This is a genomic window from Pseudoduganella plicata (assembly GCF_004421005.1).
Taxonomy (GTDB): domain Bacteria; phylum Pseudomonadota; class Gammaproteobacteria; order Burkholderiales; family Burkholderiaceae_D; genus Rugamonas; species Rugamonas plicata.
This window is the reverse complement of record NZ_CP038026.1, coordinates 619009-635831: the sequence shown is the minus strand read 5'-3', so window position 1 is coordinate 635831 and position 16823 is coordinate 619009. Positions and strand designations below refer to the sequence as shown.

Annotated in this window: 12 protein-coding genes; 5 read left to right on the top strand and 7 right to left on the bottom strand. The window is 66.4% G+C overall.

All coding sequences use genetic code 11. The annotated features are described in order from the left end of the window. Nucleotides 1-172: 172 nt before the first annotated feature. Nucleotides 173-1237 (top strand): sensor histidine kinase, encoded by a 1065-nt coding sequence (locus tag E1742_RS02630; RefSeq protein WP_134383424.1) that lies wholly within the window; start codon nucleotides 173-175, stop codon nucleotides 1235-1237. 151 nt (nucleotides 1238-1388) lie between these two features. Continuing rightward, entirely contained in the window at nucleotides 1389-2327 is a 939-nt protein-coding gene (locus E1742_RS02625) for a sensor domain-containing diguanylate cyclase (protein ID WP_371860221.1), read from the top strand. Here the strand turns inward: E1742_RS02625 and E1742_RS02620 are convergent. Both E1742_RS02620 and E1742_RS02615 read right to left on the bottom strand, forming a co-directional pair. Next, complete coding sequence (locus E1742_RS02620) at nucleotides 2324-4033, bottom strand: DUF4214 domain-containing protein (RefSeq protein ID WP_134383422.1); 1710 nt, start codon at nucleotides 4031-4033, stop codon at nucleotides 2324-2326. The two genes, E1742_RS02625 and E1742_RS02620, sit on opposite strands and share 4 nt — an antisense overlap. Nucleotides 4034-4210: 177 nt before the next feature. After that, nucleotides 4211-6415, bottom strand: coding sequence for a prolyl oligopeptidase family serine peptidase (locus tag E1742_RS02615; protein WP_134383421.1), 2205 nt, complete (start codon nucleotides 6413-6415; stop codon nucleotides 4211-4213). A gap of 262 nt (nucleotides 6416-6677) precedes the next feature. Between E1742_RS02615 and E1742_RS02610 the strand changes: the two genes are divergently transcribed. Further along, the gene (locus tag E1742_RS02610; RefSeq protein WP_134387955.1) at nucleotides 6678-8468 is read left to right on the top strand and encodes a GGDEF domain-containing protein; all 1791 of its coding nucleotides are present in this window, start codon (nucleotides 6678-6680) and stop codon (nucleotides 8466-8468) included. Between the two features lie 6 nt (nucleotides 8469-8474). Here E1742_RS02610 and E1742_RS02605 read toward each other — a convergent pair whose 3' ends face one another. The 4 genes from E1742_RS02605 to E1742_RS02590 all read right to left on the bottom strand — a co-directional run bounded on the left by E1742_RS02605 (nucleotide 8475) and on the right by E1742_RS02590 (nucleotide 12490). Continuing rightward, entirely contained in the window at nucleotides 8475-8864 is a 390-nt protein-coding gene (locus tag E1742_RS02605) for a PEP-CTERM sorting domain-containing protein (protein ID WP_134383420.1), read from the bottom strand. Nucleotides 8865-9070: 206 nt separating this feature from the next. Then, nucleotides 9071-10438: a tetratricopeptide repeat protein gene (locus E1742_RS02600; protein ID WP_134383419.1), complete on the bottom strand. Its 1368-nt coding sequence runs from the start codon at nucleotides 10436-10438 to the stop codon at nucleotides 9071-9073. A gap of 165 nt (nucleotides 10439-10603) precedes the next feature. After that, on the bottom strand, nucleotides 10604-11230 hold the full coding sequence (locus E1742_RS02595; RefSeq protein WP_134383418.1) for a 3'-5' exonuclease: 627 nt from the start codon (nucleotides 11228-11230) through the stop codon (nucleotides 10604-10606). 9 nt (nucleotides 11231-11239) lie between these two features. Then, a complete protein-coding gene (locus E1742_RS02590) occupies nucleotides 11240-12490 on the bottom strand; it encodes an Hsp70 family protein (RefSeq protein ID WP_134383417.1) in 1251 nt (416 codons plus the stop codon). 157 nt (nucleotides 12491-12647) lie between these two features. Here E1742_RS02590 and E1742_RS02585 point away from each other — a divergent pair, with 157 nt between their 5' ends. Then, complete coding sequence (locus tag E1742_RS02585; protein ID WP_134383416.1) at nucleotides 12648-12833, top strand: hypothetical protein; 186 nt, start codon at nucleotides 12648-12650, stop codon at nucleotides 12831-12833. A 116-nt stretch (nucleotides 12834-12949) separates the two neighbouring features. Beyond that, nucleotides 12950-14059: a LacI family DNA-binding transcriptional regulator gene (locus E1742_RS02580; RefSeq protein ID WP_134383415.1), complete on the top strand. Its 1110-nt coding sequence runs from the start codon at nucleotides 12950-12952 to the stop codon at nucleotides 14057-14059. A gap of 181 nt (nucleotides 14060-14240) precedes the next feature. Here the strand turns inward: E1742_RS02580 and cphA are convergent, their stop codons facing one another. Then, nucleotides 14241-16811, bottom strand: a complete 2571-nt coding sequence (gene cphA / locus E1742_RS02575; RefSeq protein ID WP_134383414.1) for a cyanophycin synthetase — start codon at nucleotides 16809-16811, stop codon at nucleotides 14241-14243. Nucleotides 16812-16823: the final 12 nt, after the last annotated feature.

Sequence of the window (16823 nt, the reverse complement as noted above, 5' to 3'; positions counted from 1 at the left end):
GAAGGCGATCCCACGGGCCCGAGCGCTACAAGGAGCTCGGGCCATCCGGGGCAACCTTCAATTATAAGCCATCGGACCGCCGCGTGCGCCGCCGGGGCAATTTGATCCAGGCCAACACTCGTAACAGCCGATTCCGCTAAGGTCATGCCACTTGGATTTATCAGGGGCAATAATGAATCGCAGCGTGGAATTCCTGCCGCCATCCGTGCCGATACGGTACCCGCTACGTCCTGCCATGTTTGCCCTGGCCGGTTTCGGCCAGGGTGCGGGCTACGGCTTGCCTCCGGGCGGCGCCCTGTCCGGGTCCCCGCCGCCGGCCGCGTCGGCGTCGGCGTCGCTGATGCTGCCCCTGTTATTGGCGGCTGCCGTGCTCGCCATCCTGGTTGCCTTCTGGTGGCGTCACGCCGGACAGGCCGCCAGGCGCTGCGCCATGCTTGCTGCCGAGCTGGGACGCGAGCGCGCCCACCGCGCGCAGGCCGAGCGGGCACTGCGCGAAACGCAGGCCAGCATGTCGCATCTGGCCGCCGAACGCCGCAGCACGCGCGACGCGGAACGCCGCCGCATCGGCCGCGACATCCATGACGACCTGGGCCAACACCTGCTAGCCCTGCAGCTCGATATCGGCAGCCTGCACAATAACGGCCAGCTGCCGCCAGGCCTGCGCCAGCAGACGGCGCATATCGAACACCATATCCACCTGAGCATCCGCTCGCTGCGCACGGTCATCAACGACCTGCGCCCCGCCGCGCTCGACGGTGGCCTCGGCCGTGCAGCGCAACGCCAGCTGGACGATATCGCCCGGCTGGCGGGGCTGCGCTGCGAGTTGCACACGGCCGGCCTGGACGGGCAACCCGCGGGCGCCACGGAGAATGCACTGTTCCGGCTGCTGCAGGAGGCGCTGTCGAACGTGGTGCGCCATGCCCGTGCCAGCGTCGTGGAAGTCACGCTGGCGCGCGAGACGTCGGGTTTCCGGCTGGTCGTGCGCGACAACGGCGTTGGCCTTGCCACGGATGGCGCCCCGCGCGGCATGGGCCTGACGGGGATGGCGGACCGGGTGGCCGCCGCAGGCGGCCGCATGACCCTGGAAAGCCGGCCGAGCCAGGGCACCACGCTCTCGATCGCGCTGCCGGCCGCTGTCGGGCGCCCCGAACCGCTCACCGCACCGCGGCCAGCATCGGAAGCGGAACCGCACGCAGGCGCGCTGCTGGCCACAACCCCCGCTGACTATTGCGCGTAGTCAACAGTATGGTCAGTCCCGCCATGCAGAATATCGTTTCCTCCGGGAACGCTGTCCCTTCACCTCCTCGACCCGACAGGATCGCCATGAACACCCACAAAGTCCAGCCGCTGACGCAGCTTCCGCCGGCCCCGATGGCCTCGGCTTCGCGCTGCTGGAATCGCTCGTGGTGCCGATATTCGTGCTGGACGCCCGCTGCCGCGTAGTGGTGTGGAATCGTGCCTGCGAGCGGCTCACGGGCGTACCCGCCAATGAAGTGCTGGGCTCGTCCGATGCGTGGCGCAGCTTTTACAAGCACCCCCGCCCGACGCTGGCGGACCTTGTCGTCCAGGGCCGCACGGCCGAACTGTCGGCGCTGTACGACGATCACCAGCGCCTGTGCGACGACGAAGGCAACCTGTCGGCCCAAAGCTGGTGCGACATGCCGCGCGCGGGCAGGCGGCGCTATCTGGCGGTGGACGTCAGCCCCATCCATTCGGAGGATGGCACGCTGGTCGCCGTGGTGGAGACGTTGCGCGACATGACGGCGGAGAAGCAGGCGCAGATCGCGCTGGAGCAGCTGGCGACGCGCGATGGGCTGACGGGCCTGGCGAACCGCCGCTGTTTCGACGACACGCTGCATGCGGAATGGCAGCGCGCCCTGCGCCAGGGCCAGCCGCTGTCGCTGTTGATGGTCGACGTGGACAATTTCAAGCAATACAACGACGCTTACGGCCACGTGGGCGGCGACGCCTGCCTGCAGCGCATTGCCGGGGCCGTCGCCAACGAGATGCGCGCGAACGACCTGGTGGCCCGTTATGGCGGCGAGGAGTTCGCGGTCATCCTGCCGAACCAGGCACTGAAAGGCGCGGCGATCGTGGCCGAGCGCATCCGCTGCCGCGTTGAACAGCTGCGCCTGCCCAATCTGGGGGTGGGCAACCAGTGCGTCACGGTCAGCATCGGCGCCGCCACGGTGCTGGCCGCGCCAGATACGGACCCGGCCGGGCTGATCGCCACCGCCGACGCCGCCCTGTACCGGGCCAAGCACATGGGCCGCAACCGCATCGGCCTGACACTGGATGCGGCGCCTGCCGCCGCTGCCGGGCTTTAGCCGGCAAACGGCGTATAGGCCACCCCGACGGGGATCTCGCCGACCAGCGACGCGATGAATTCCGGCGACTCCGAAAAGTTCAGCACGGTCGTCTCGCGCGATACGCCGCGCTCCAGGTTGGCCACGTGCCAGGCGAAGCCGGACGAATCGGGTTCGCGGTCCAGCACGTTGAGATACAACTGGTGCACGAACGCACTGTTGTCGAGATTGCCGTATTTGCCGACGAATTCCGGGCTGGCGATAAACGACTGCGCCAGCGACTCCATCGGCACGCCGTTGTCGCGCGCGGCGAGCCAGAACCCCATCCCGCCCGCGTCGGGCGCGCGTTCCAGCGTCGCCTCGTACAGACGGTAGACCTGGCCGGCCGTGCCGGTCTGCGTATCCAGCGCCAGCGCGCCGTCGGCAAACGCCAAACGCTCGACATTGACCAGGAGGTCGGTAACGCCATTGCCGCTGACGGTCACCGTGCCCGCCTTGGCCGTGACCTGGTAGGCGCCGACATTGCCGCCGAAGACCACGGTGTCCAGACCGGCGCCGCCATCGATGGAGACGTTACCCAGCGGCGCCGTCAGGCGGTCGTTGCCGGCGCCGCCCGCCAGCGCCCCGGCCAGGTCGCTGACCAGGACGGTACGGTCGTCGAAGCGCAGCGTTTCGATCCCGGTAAGCAGGTCGATGCCGTCGCCGCTCACGGTCAGGCCGGCGGCCGTGCTGGTGATGGAGTACCGGGCGAACGTGCCCTCGAAGACGACCGTGTCGCTGCCCGCACCGCCGGCGATGGTGTCGTTGCCGCCGCCTTCGTGGAAGACATCGGCGCCGTTGCCGCCTACCAGCGTGTTGCCCAGGTCATTGGCGTAGATCGTGCTGCCGCCGCTGCCTGCGATCGCCTTCTGCACCGCGACGCCGTAGGCAATGGAGACATTCTTCATGCCGTACGATGTCTCGCTGAACGCGCCGGCATTCAGGTTGATGGTGGTGCCGCCGAAGCAGGCGGAGAAGTCGAAGGTGTTGTTGCCGCCCCCATCCCACACGCACAGCGGCGCGCTGCCGCTGGTGAACGCATACGTGTCGTCGCCCGCGTGGTAGCTCATGTTGGCACCGTACAGGTACTGGATCGCCTGGATGTCGTACAGCATCGGCGTGGTGGCGTACGTGCGGTTGATGGACCAGCTGGTCGGATGGTTATACGACATCTGCGTGTAGTCGCCGTTGTCGGTGGCGGCCGGCAGGAACGGCCCGTCCGTCGTCGCGCCCGTGGAATCGTAGTCGCCCGGATGTTTCAGCCCCAGCAGGTGGCCGATCTCGTGGACCAGTACGGTGGGACCATAGGTGCCCGGCGTGAAGACGTAGTTGTAGTTGTTCTGCGTGTTGGTATACATCGCCAGCGACGTCACGCCCGAGGTCGGCAGATAGGCGTAGGCGCTGCTGCCGGTACCCTGGTTGTTCGTGCCAAACAGCAGGTTGCCGCTGTTGCTGACGGTTTCCGTGAAGGTGATGTTGGCCACCGCGCTCCACTTCGACAGGGCGTCGCGCACGGCGCTTTCCTGCGTGGCGGTCATCGCGCGAAAGCCGTTGCGGTCGTCCGCCGATGCATTGCCGGGCGATCGTGTCAGAAAGCTGTAGGTGAGCTGCACCGGGGTGCCGCGGGCGCCATACCAGCTGCTGTAGATCAGTGAATCGAGGGTGTTGTTACCGGTGTTGAGACTCATGATAGCGCAGGGGAAGTGAGGTCACCCGGATGGTAGCATGCTGATTGCCGGGTTGCATCTCGCGGGGCGCCGCTTCGCCCGCCATGCGTGCACGGCGCCACGTTTTGGTAGCGGCGCTGCAAGTAGTTGCCAGATTCTCCTGCCGGGATCGGCGCCTCGGCACCGATCCCGTCTCCCTTATTGACCGCCTGCCGCCGCGGGCTGCGGCGGTGCCGAAGCCACCGGCGCCAGGCTTGGCTTCATGTTCAGGGTGCGCGCCAGGAAGCCCCACTTGTCGGCCACTTCCTCGATCTGCTTCGAGGTGGGCTTGCCGGCGCCATGGCCCGCCTTCGTGTCGATGCGGATCAGAATCGGTGCCGCACCCGCCTGGCTCGCCTGGGCCGTCGCGGCGAACTTGAAGCTGTGCGCCGGCACGACGCGGTCGTCGTGATCGGCCGTCGTCACCATCGTGGCCGGATAGCACGTGCCCGGCTTCAGGTTGTGCAGCGGCGAGTATTTCAGCAGCGCCTTGAATTGCTCGGGATTGTCGGACGAGCCGTAATCGGACGTCCACGCCCAGCCGATCGTAAACTTGTGGAAGCGCAGCATATCCATCACGCCCACGGCCGGCAGCGCGGCGGCATACAGGTCGGGACGCTGCGTCATCGCCGCGCCCACCAGCAGGCCGCCGTTGCTGCCGCCGCCGATGGCCAGCTTTGCCGGCGCCGTCACCTTGTTGGCGATCAGCCATTCGGCCGCGCCGATGAAGTCGTCGAAGACGTTCTGCTTCTGCAGCTTCGTGCCGGCCTTGTGCCACGCTTCGCCGTATTCCCCGCCGCCGCGCAGATTGGCCATCACGTAGACGCCGCCCATTTCCACCCACGCCAGATTGGCCACGGAGAACGCCGGCGTCAGCGAGACGTTGAAGCCGCCATAGCCATACAGGTAGGTCGGATTGCTGCCATCGAATCTGACGCCCTTCTTCGCCACGATAAACATCGGCACCTTCGTGCCATCCTTGCTGGTGAAGAATTCCTGGCGCGTTTCATAAGCGTCCGGATCGAAGTCGACCTTCGGCTGGCGGTACACCTGGCTCTTGCCCGTCTTCAGGTCGTAACGGTAGATCGTGGTCGGCGTCGTGAAGCTGGTGTACGAATAGAACGTTTCCGTGTCGCCGCGCTTGCCGCCGAAGCCGCCTGCAGAACCGATGCCGGGCAGCGTGACGTCATGCAGCAGCTTGCCCTGCAGGTCGAATACCTTGACGGCGCTGCGCGCGTCCGTCAGATACTGCGCCACCAGCCCGTTGTTGACGATATTGGCGCCCGTCAGCGTGGCCGCGCCCTGCGGCACGATTTCACGCCACGCACCGGGCGCGCTGTTCCTGACGTCGATGGCGACAATGCGCGACTTCGGCGCCTCCTTGTCCGTCACGAAGTAGAACACGGAACCGATATTGTCGATGAAGCTGTACGACGCATCGAACGCTTCCAGCAGGCCGACGACCTTGCTGTCCTTCTTCGTCAGGTCCTTGACGAACACGCGGTTTTTCGGATCGGTGCCCTGCGACGAACTGATCACCAGCCAGCGGCCATCGTCCGTCACCTCGGCCGAGAAGCCCCATTCCTTCTGGTCCGGGCGGTCGTACACCAGCACATCCTTGTCCTGGCTCGTGCCCAGCTTGTGGAAGTACAGCTTCTGGAAGTAGTTGACGCCGGCCAGCCTGGTTGCCTCGTCCGGCTCGTCGTAGCGGCTGTAGTAGAAGCCGGAGCCGTCGTGGGCCCAGGCCGTGTTGGAGAACTTGACCCACTTGATGTGATCGTTCGTGTCCTTGCCACTGTCGATATGGCGCACGCGGATCTCGTTCCAGTCGGAGCCGGAGGCCGCCGTGCTGTAGGCCAGATACTTCCCGTCCGGGCTGACCGTCGTGTCGGCCAGTGCGACCGTGCCGTCCGCCGCCAGCTTGTTCGGGTCGAGCAGCAGGCGTGGCGTGTCGTTCAGCGTCTTCATCGTGTACAGCACGGCCTGGTTCTGCAGGCCGTCGTTGCGGCTGTAGAAATAACGGCCGCCTTCCCTGAACGGCACCGAGAAGCGCTCGTAGTTCCACAGCTGGGTCAGCCGGGCGCGAATCGCGGCCCGTTCCGGGATCTGTGCCAGGTAGCCCTGCGTCAGCTTGTTCTGCTGCTCGACCCACGCCTTGGTTTCCGCGCTGTTGGCGTCTTCCAGCCAGCGGTAAGGATCGGCCACGGTGGTGCCGTGATAGTCGTCGCGCTGGTCGACCTTCTGCGTTGCCGGATAAGTCAGCGGGTTACCCTGCGCGGCACCGGGCGCGCAAGGCAGTGCGAAGGCTTCTGCGCCGAGTGCGGCCAGCAGCGGGAGTACGAGGGAAACGCGTCGGAATGCCATGTTGTGCTGTGTCCTGTAGTGTGATGTCGCCCGCGGTCGTTGTGCCCGGACCGCAACGATCATAGCGTGAAGCATGGCAAATAAGAAAGGTTACGGCGGGGCAGCGGGCGTGTTTTATTTGGTACAGCTGCCGCGAAAACGTAACAATGTTGCAATATGTTTCATCAAGTTGTCATATAGCAAGCATATGATGTGTTCCTTTCATGCTTTCGGAACCATCGTGAACGCCGCCACCGCCCCTGCCGACCTGCCCGCCAACGTGATGTACCTGTACGGGTCGCCCGAGCGCGACAGTGCCACTGCCGCCCACCTGCGCGACATCCTCGCGCGGCGCCAGCTGACCGCGCTGTTCCAGCCTATCATCCAGATGCAGTCGGGCGACATCATCGGCTACGAGGGGCTGATCCGCGGCCCATCCGACAGCCCGCTGCACGCGCCCATGAACCTGTTCCGTGCCGCCCGCGAGAACGGCCTGATGCGCCAGGTGGAGAGCCTGTGCCGACGCGTCGTCCTGGAGCGCTTCGCGGAACTGGCGCTGCCGGGCAAGCTGTTCCTCAACGTCAGCCCGGAATGCCTGCTGCCGCGCGGCGCAGGCGGCCAGGGCGAAACGCTGGACTACATCGGCGAGATCGGCCTGGCGCCGGAACGGGTAATCATTGAGCTGACGGAAAACCAGCCGACCTATGACTACGGCCAGATGCGCGACGCCGTGCTGCATTACCGTGCGCTGGGCTTCGGCATCGCCATCGACGACCTGGGCGAAGGCTTTTCCAGCCTGCGCCTGTGGTCCGAACTGCGCCCGGAGTACGTCAAGATCGACATGCACTTCATCCAGGGCATCAACAACGACCCCGTCAAGTTGCAGTTCGTCCGCTCGATCCAGGAGATCGCGGAAAAATCGAATACGCTGGTCATCGCCGAAGGCATCGAGAAGCAGCCCGAGCTGCTGGTGCTGCGCGACCTGGGCATCGCGTTCGCCCAGGGCTATCACCTGGGCCGTCCGCACGCCACGCCGGCCCGGGCCCTGCCGGCCGAGGTGGCCAAGGCGCTGTCGCGCAACGGCGTGGCCGTCTATCCGCAACGTGAGAAGCATGGCGTGAGCATCCAGAAGCTGCTGCACCGCGTGTCGGCCGTGCCGCCGGCGATGACGAACAACGACGTCTACGAAATCTTCGTCAACGATCCGAAGCTGCTGATCATTCCCGTCGTGGACAATGGCGTGCCGCTGGGCCTGATCTCGCGCTTCGAAATGATCGACCACTTCGCCCGCCCCTACCAGCGCGAACTGTACGGTAAAAAGTCGTGTCTCCAGTTCATGGACGCCAAACCGCTGATCGCCGACAAGGACACCAGCCTGCAGGACCTGTCGTACCGGATGGTGGAGTCGGATGCCCACCATCTGTTCAACGGTTTCATCATCACCGACGGCGGACGCTACCTGGGCATGGGCACGGGACACGACCTGATGCGCGAGATCACGCAGCTGCAGATCCACGCGGCGCGCTATGCCAATCCGCTGACGCAGCTGCCGGGCAACGTGCCTATCAACGAGCACATCGACCGCCTGCTGGAAAGCGGCACGCGCTTCTGGGTCTGCTACTGCGACCTGGACCACTTCAAGCCGTTCAACGACGTGTACGGTTACCGGCGCGGCGACGACGTGATCCAGCTGACCGGCAATATCCTGACGCGCCACTGCGATCCGGACCGCGACTTCGTCGGCCACATCGGCGGGGACGACTTCATGCTGCTGTTTCAGAGCGAGGACTGGGAAACGCGCTGCCGCGCCATCCTGGCCGATTTCGAGGCGGCCGTCACGGAGTTCTACAGCATCGAGGATTGCGAGCGGGGCGGCTACTTCAGCGAGGACCGACAAGGCCGCAAGGTGTTTTATTCGTTGATGAGCCTTTCGCTGGGCGTCATCAAGGTGGAGCCGCGCCAGTATTACACGCATCACCAGATCGCAGCCAGCGCGGCGGAGGCGAAAAAGCAGGCCAAGAAAATCCATGGCAACAGCCTGTTCCTGGACCGGCGCCTGGAGCCGGCGCGCTGAGGGCGCTCAGGCAGCGTTGTCCACGCCTGCCGGCGCCACTCGCCGTCGCAGGGCGAATGCCCCTACCACGAGCACCCCTGCAAGGTACAGGTTGCCGCTTGAGGGTTCCGGCACCGCCAGTACCGCCCACGCATGCGCGCCATGTACTACCCGCAGCTCATAGTCGTAAGCGGGGAGCAGCGTTCCCAGGTCGATAGCGAAGGACAGGGTGCCCGGGTCGTAGATCATGCTCGTGTCCGACTGCCCATCGGCAAACCTGAGGGCCCGGTTCAGCGCCGGGTCGGCGAACTGGATGATTTCCTCACCGGTGGTGAGGTTCAACAGCGAGATGCGCAGCGATATGGACCCCTGCAGTTCGCTTGCGGCCGGCGTCCCGGGAACGCGGTACAAATCCATTGCCGCGCGCACTTGCGCTTGGCGCAGCGCCGAGCGGCATGAGAGCCGCCAGGATCAGGAGAAGGAATTGCTGCAGCAGTCTCATGGCGGGTACCTTCCTGGCGGTGGACGGGTTGCGCATCGGATGTCGCTGGCTTCAAGGTAGTCGCTGCATGACAGCAAGTCAACCCGTATCGTGATCGCCGGCTGGTCGCGGAACAGCCGGCTTACGCCCGGTGCGCTTCATGCCAGCGCCGCGTCATCAGCTCGGCCGAGCCCAGTTCCTCCCGCGTCAGCCGCTTGCCCATCAGCTTGCGGTTGGCCGACGCTGTTTCATCGCCGGCCTCCGCCGCCAGCGATATCCACATATACGACAGCACGGCATTCTGCTCGACGCCGCGGCCGCTGTTGTACATGCCGCCCAGGTTGTACTGCGCCAGCGGGTGTCCCTGTTCGGCCGCCTTGCGGTACCAGCGCACTGCCTCGACGTCGTCCTGCGGCACCCCTTGGCCGTTGGCGAGCATGACGCCCAGGTTGTTCTGCGCGCTGGCATCGCCCTGCTCGGCCGCGTGGCGGTACCACGCCACGGCGCGCGTCTCGTCCCTGGCCACGCCGTGGCCATTGGCATAAATGACGCCAACGTTGAACTGGGCATTGGCCGCACCCTGCTCGGCTGCCTTCCGATACCATTCCAGAGCCTGGCCCGGGTCGCGCTCGACGCCGCGGCCGTGCGCATACATCGTGCCCAGATTGTACTGGGCCAGCACGTGGCCCGCCGTGGCCGCGCCGCGGTACCATTCCAGCGCCCGTGCCTCGTCCTTCGGCACGCCATAGCCGTTCGCCAGCATCACGCCCATATTGAAGCGGGCATCGACGTCGCCCTGCTCCGCCGCCCGCCGCAGCCACGAGCAGGCCCGCTCCAGGTCGACCGTGACGCCGCGCCCTTCCGCATACGCGACACCAAGGTGGCGCTGCGCCGCCGCATGGCCCTGCGCGGCCGACTGGCGGTACCAGGCCACGGCCTGCGTGTCAGACTGCAGCACGCCGTGGCCGCGCCGGTACATCAGGCCCAGGTTCAGCTGCGCCGTGGCGTCCCCCTGCAGCGCGGCCTTGCGAAACCAGGCCAGCGCGAGCGGGAAATTACGCTGCGTGCCGAGGCCCTGGGCATATGCCTCGCCCAGCAGCGTCTGTGCGCTGGCCACGCCCTGCTCGGCCGCGCGGCCGAACCACGTCAGCGCCATATCGTCGCTTTTCGGCACGCCCCGGCCTTTCCGGTACATCAGGCCCAGATTCTGCTGCGCCGACGCATCGCCCTGCCCGGCTGCCATCCGGAACCAATAAACCGCTTCGGCGTCGTCGCGCGGGGTGCCGCAGCCGTTGTAGTACATGGCACCCAGGTGATTCTGGGCAAACGCGATGCCAGCCAGCGCGGCGCGGCGCATCCAGACGAACCCCTGCTGCTCGTCCTGCTCGACGCCTTTGCCGCGCTTGTACAGCAGCGCAAGGTTGAACTGGGCATAGGCATTGCCGCTCTCGGCGGCACTGCGGAACCACGCTGCCGTGCCCGCTTCCTTGTCGGAATATCGGTGTTTCATGCCAGCCCTCCAGCAGCTATGTTGTAAGAAGTTTAATAACTGGTTGCGCAATCCAATTGATCTTTCTCAACTGCCGGATGGGTTGACCATAGGCGATGGGCGCACCAGGGCGGCCGCGCGGTCAGTGTGACGGCGCGGCGTGCCCTGGGGAGGGAGTGAAATGGTTCAGGCCGCGGCGGCGGCGTGCTTTTGCAGGAAGGTGTGGACCTTGGCGGCGGCCAGTTTATTGACCGAATGCAGCAGCGCCGCGTCGACCCGGGCGATGCCATAGCTGCTGGCCAGGTGGCGGCCGATATGCAGCAGCACTTCGGCCGCCACTTCCGCATCGGCCTCGGCCCGGTGGGCCGTCCCGCGGAACCGAATGCCCAGGCTGCCGCTCAACGTGCCCAGCTTGTAGCTGCCAAGCTGGGGAAACACGCGGCGCGACAGCTTCAGTGAGCAGACCGTGCCGGCGTGTCCCGGTGCCAGGCCCAGCCGGCCGCCTTCGGCGCGCAGGAATTTTTCGTCGAAGCTGGCGTTGTGGGCCGACAGCGTGTCCGTGCCGATGAATTCCAGCAGCCGCGGCACCACCTCCGCGGCCGGCGGCGCACTGTCCACCATCGCCTGCGTGATGCCGGTCAGCCCTGTGATGAACGGCGGGATGCGCACGTGACAGTTCACCAGCGACACGAAGCGTTCGACGATGCGGCCGTCGACAATGCGCAGCGCCGCCACTTCCGTGATGCGGTCGCCCATGGCCGGCGACAGCCCCGTCGTTTCAAAGTCGATCATCACCACCGGGTTTGACAGCATGGGTCTGCCTCAGCCGAATTTGCGGACGGCGTCCAGCGCCAGGCCGGCGCCGATACTGCCGAACAGGTCGCCCTCGACCTTGCGTGCGCCGGGCACCAGCGCGCCGATGCGCTCGCGCAGCATGCCCACGCCGGACGAACCGCCCGTGAAGAATACCGTGTCCACCTGTTCCGGCCTGACACCGGCGTCGTCCAGCAGCTTGCCGACGGTGACGCCGACATTGTCGACCAGGTGGCCGATGGCCGACTCGAACAGCGCGCGCCGCACGTCCAGCAGCGCCGGCGGCGACAGCCGCTCCAGCGACAGCTGCACGCTGTCCGCCGCCGACAGGGCGATCTTGCCTTCCTCGACCTTCATTGCCAGCCAGTGGCCGGCACGGTCCTCGATCAGGTCCTGCAAGCGCTTGAGCGCCCCCTGGTCCTTCGCGTCGCGTACCAGCTCGCCCAGCTGCGTCCACATCTTCTTCGTGTACGCCTGATTGATCGTGTGCCAGGTCGCCAGATTGAAGTAATAGCTGGACGGGATCTCGCTGTTGTTCTTCAGCTGGCTGCCGTAGCCCAGCAACGGCATGACGGCCGCCAGGCTGAGGTACTTGTCGAAGTCGGTGCCGCCGATGTGCACGCCGGCGTTGGCCAGGATGTCGTCGCGCCGGTCCGGGCGCGTGGCGCGCTGGGGCGACAGGCGCACCAGCGAGAAGTCCGACGTGCCGCCGCCGATGTCGGCGATCAGGACCAGTTCCTCGCGGTCGATCTGCGATTCGTAATCGAACGCGGCGGCAATCGGCTCGAACTGGAAGTCGATGTGCTGGAAGCCGACGGAGCGGGCGATGTCCGCCAGCGTGTCCTGGGCCAGCTGATCGGCCGCGGCATCGTCGTCGATGAAGTGGACCGGGCGGCCCAGCACCACGGACGAAAAGCGTTGTCCGGACTGCGCCTCGGCACGGCGCTTGAGCTCGCCGATGAACTGCGCCAGCAGCGTGCGGAACGACACGGCACGGCCGCCGACTTCGGTCTGGCCATCCATCAGGCTTGTGCCCAGCAGGCTTTTCAGCGAGCGCATCAGGCGGCCTTCGTAGCCGGCCAGGTACTCCGCCAGCGCGGCGCGGCCAAAGCTGACCTGGTCGTCCTCGGCATTGAAGAACACGACGGATGGCAATGTGGTTTTGTCTTCTTCCAGTGCCAGCATGACGGGCTGGCCGGGGCGTACGCACCCTACGGTGGAGTTCGATGTGCCGAAGTCGACACCGCAAGCATTTGCCATCACTACCTTTCATTTACGCAGGGGCCGCGGGGTTGTCGCGGCGCGGCCACGACGGCCGAAGGGGCGGTATTTTAGCAGAGAACGGTTTGCGCCAGATCAAAAAGCGCACCGGCAAAGTAATTACGCTGGGAAATTCATCCAGTCAAAGGAGCGTGCGATGAAAGACCAACAAGCACCATTGCAACGCCGGCGCACATCCGCCATGGGGTCGTCCGCAGATGCCGCTGCCGGTTTGTACCGTCACCGCGACGCGCTGACCCGCACGAACGCTGTCTGGCGACGCCGGGCCGGTGCGGCTATCCCGCTGTTACTGGCCATTGCAACTGCCGTCGTCTTCGGCTGACGAGTGGCCCCTGCGCGACAGACCCGCGTGTTCGCGATGGCAAAAATTGCCACATGGAAATTTTGCAGTTATCCTCAGACTCACAACAGGTGCCCTACGGCTACCCAAGAGAGACAATGAGAAAAACCAAAACACCCATCGATTGCGCAGCAACCGACAGCGCCGCTCAGGACAAGGCGCCCATCGCCCGTGCCGACCGCCGCGTTACTTCATACGACGTGGCAATGCTGGCCGGCGTCTCGCAGTCCGCCGTGTCGCGCTGCTTCAAGCCGGGCGCCAGCGTATCAAAAGCAACCTATGCCCGCGTCATGAAAGCTGCGGCCGGACTCGACTACATTCCCAATGCCGCCGCCCGCAGCCTGATCACGCGCCGCTCGAACATGGTGGCGGTCGTGATTTCGCAGCTGGCCAACCTGTACTATCCCGAAGCGCTGGCCGAGTTGTCGCAGCAGATCGCCCGGCGCGGCAAGCGCGTGCTGCTGTTTACGATGCAGAACGAAAGCGACGTGGATGCCATCCTGGCGGACATCTGGCAGTACCAGGTGGACGGCGCCATCGTCGCGGCCGCCCTGACGCCAGCGCAGATCGGCGAATTCGAACGGCGCCGCCTGCCACTGGTCGTCTTCAACCGCAACCTGCGCGGAACCAGCGTCAGCAGCGTGCTGTGCGATCAGTACGACGCCGGCCGCCTGCTCGCATCGAAGCTGGCCGGCGCGGGCCACCGCCGGTTCGGCATCATTGCCGGCCCGGCCGACTCGCCCGTGGCAACCGAACGCCGCAACGGCGCCGTCGACCGGCTGCATGAACTGGGCTTGCCGGCCCCAAGCATCGCGTCCGGCCAGTTTGACTACGCCAGCGGCGCGCACGGCCTGCGCCAGATCATCGCCGCCCTGGGCGACGTACCGGATGCCGTCATCTGCGGCAACGACGTGATGGCGATCGGCTGCCTCGACTGCGCCCGCCACGAACTGGGCATCGACGTGCCCGGCCGGATGTCGGTCGCGGGCTTCGACGCGGTGGAGCCATCGAACTGGCTCAGCTACAACCTGACGACGCTGCGCCAGCCCATCCACAACATGGCGCTGGCCGCGGCGGATCTGCTGACGTCGATGATCGAGGCGCAGGAATTGCACGGCTGTGCTGGAGAGAAACGGCTGTTCGCGCCGCAGTTTGTCGAGGGGGCGACGGCGCGGCTGGCGGCGTTGCCGGCGTCGCTGGCGGCGTAGGCAACGCCGGGGGCTGACGCCACCGGACCGAAGTGCCGTGAGGCGCCTGTCTCCGGACGCTCTCGTCGGCGTGAGCAACGTCTGGGGCGGATGGCGGAAGCCGCACCTCCGCCGCAGGTTCCTGTCCTAGGGCGCGCGGCCCGCGACAGGAAGCGGTCTTCTGCTGCTCAATGTTGAGCCATCAACCGGCCGCAATCCGCCTGGCGATATGCGCCAGCGACTCCTCCACCTGGTCGACCAGCACCAGGCACAGGTCGCCCTCCCCCAGCCGGTCCAGCGCCGCATCGATGGCGATGAATTCGCCGTCGATCTCGTCCACCTTCTCGGTGCGGCTGGCGCCGCGCAGGCCTTCGCGCAGCAGTGCGATGACTTCGCCGTCGGCGCGGCCGCGCTGGCATTGATCCTGGTACAGCACTACGTCGTCGAACGATTTGCCCAGGATTTCCGTCTGGTGGCGGATGTCCTCGTCGCGCCGGTCGCCGGCGCCGGAGATCACCACCGAACGGCGCCTGGCCGGCATCGCCTCCACCGCCTGCACCAGTGCCAGCATCGCGTCCGGGTTGTGGCCGTAGTCGGCGATCACCGTCGCGCCGCGATAGTCGAAGACGTTGAAGCGGCCAGGCGCGTTATGGCTGTCCGTCGTGAAGGTTTTGAGGCCCAGGCGGATCGCCTGCCAGTCGATGCCGGCGCCCCACGCGGCGCCGACGGCGGCCATCGCGTTCTCCACCTGGAAGCCGATCTGGCCGCCGCGCGTGATCGGCACGTCCGCCAGCGCGATGCGTTCCATGAACTTGCCCTCCACCGCGACCAGATCGCCGTTTTCGACGTAGACGGTGCGGCGGCCCTGTGCGATGTGCGTGGCGACGACGGGGTGGTACTTGTCCGCGCCGAAGAAGGTCACCTTGCCCTTGCTGTTTGCAGCCATCGCGGCAACGATCGGATCGGTTGCGTTGAGCACGGCCATGCCGTTCTCATCGACGTTTTGGACGATGACGCGCTTGAGCACCGCCAGGTCTTCCACGGTCGTGATGTAATTCAGGCCCAGGTGGTCCCCCGCGCCGATATTGGTGACGACGGCCACCTTGCAGCGGTCGAACGCCAGGCCTTCGCGCAGGATGCCGCCGCGGGCCGTTTCAAACACGGCCGCGTCCACGTCCGGGTGCTGCAGCACGTTGCGCGCGCTGCGTGGACCGGAGCAGTCGCCGCTGTCGATCTGGCGGCCGTTGACGTAGACGCCGTCCGTATTCGTCATGCCCACGCGCAGGCCGCTCGATGCCAGCAGGTGCGCGGCCAGGCGCACGGTGGTGGTCTTGCCGTTGGTGCCGGTAACGGCGATGACGGGAATGCGGCCATCCTCCCCCTCGTCGAACAAGGTGCCGATGATGGCTTCGCCGATCGGCCGCCCCTTGCCGTACGATGGCGACAGGTGCATGCGCAGGCCCGGCGCCGCGTTGACTTCGACGACGCCGCCATTCTGCTCCTCGATGGGGCGCAGCACGCTGTCGACCACCACGTCCACGCCGCAGATATCGAGGCCGATCATCTGCGCGGCCTCCACGGCGCGCGCCGCCACTTCCGGATGCACGTCGTCCGTCACGTCCATCGCCGAACCGCCCGTGGACAGGTTGGCGTTGTTGCGCAGGATGACGCGCTGGCCCTGCGCCGGAACAGAGTCGGCGTCCAGGTCCTGCATCTTCAGGCGCGCCAGGGCGATATCGTCGAAGCGGATTTTCGTCAGCGACGTGGCATGGCCGCTGCCGCGGCGCGGGTCGGCGTTGACGATGTCGACCAGCTCGCGCACGGAGTGCTTGCCGTCGCCGACGACGTGCGGCGGATCGCGCCGCGCCGCCGCCACCAGCTTGTTGCCGATGACGAGCAGGCGGAAGTCGTGCCCGGCCAGGAAGCGCTCGACCAGGATATCGTCGCGGAACTCGCGCGCCGTGTGGTACGCCGCATGGGTCGCTTCTTCCGTCGTGACGTTGACGGTGACACCCTTGCCCTGGTTGCCGTCCTTCGGCTTGATGACGACCGGCAGGCCGATCTCCAGGGCCGCCGCCCACGCGTCCTCCGCGCTCGTGACGGAGCGCCCCACGGGCACGGGCACGCCGGCCGCGTCCAGCAACTTCTTCGTCAGCTCCTTGTCCTGGGCGATCGATTCGGCGATCGCGCTGGTCGAGTCGATCTCGGCGGCCTGGATGCGGCGCTGCTTGCTGCCCCAGCCGAAGGCCACCATCGAACCGCTCGTCATGCGGCGGTAAGGGATCTTGCGGGCCACCGCCGCCTGCACGATGGCGCCCGTGCTCGGGCCCAGACGCACGTCCTCATCGAGGTCGCGCAGTTCCGTCAGCGCGGCCGTCAGGTCGAACGGCCCGTCCGCCATGGCGGCGTTGACCAGCTGCTCGGCCAGTTCGACGGCGCGCCGGCCCACTTCCTCTTCCGTGTATTCGACCACCGTCTGGAAGATGCCGTCTTCCATCGTGGCCGTCGTGCGGCTGAACGTGACGGGGCAGCCGGCTTCGGCCTGCAGGGCCAGCGCCGTCAGCTCCAGCACGTGGGCCATCGGCACCGCGTCGGCGTGGCCGTGCGGCTGGAACTGGCCGATGCGGGGGAAGCGCGCGCGCAGGCGCACTTCGAAGCCCGGCAGCTTGTCGGCCGCCAGTTCTTCCGGCGTGCAGGAAACGATCGCTTCGATCGCGGTGTGGTGGCTCCAGAGATTCGGGCCGCGCAGCGCGCGGGTGCGGATGACTTCCATGTACTAGTCCTG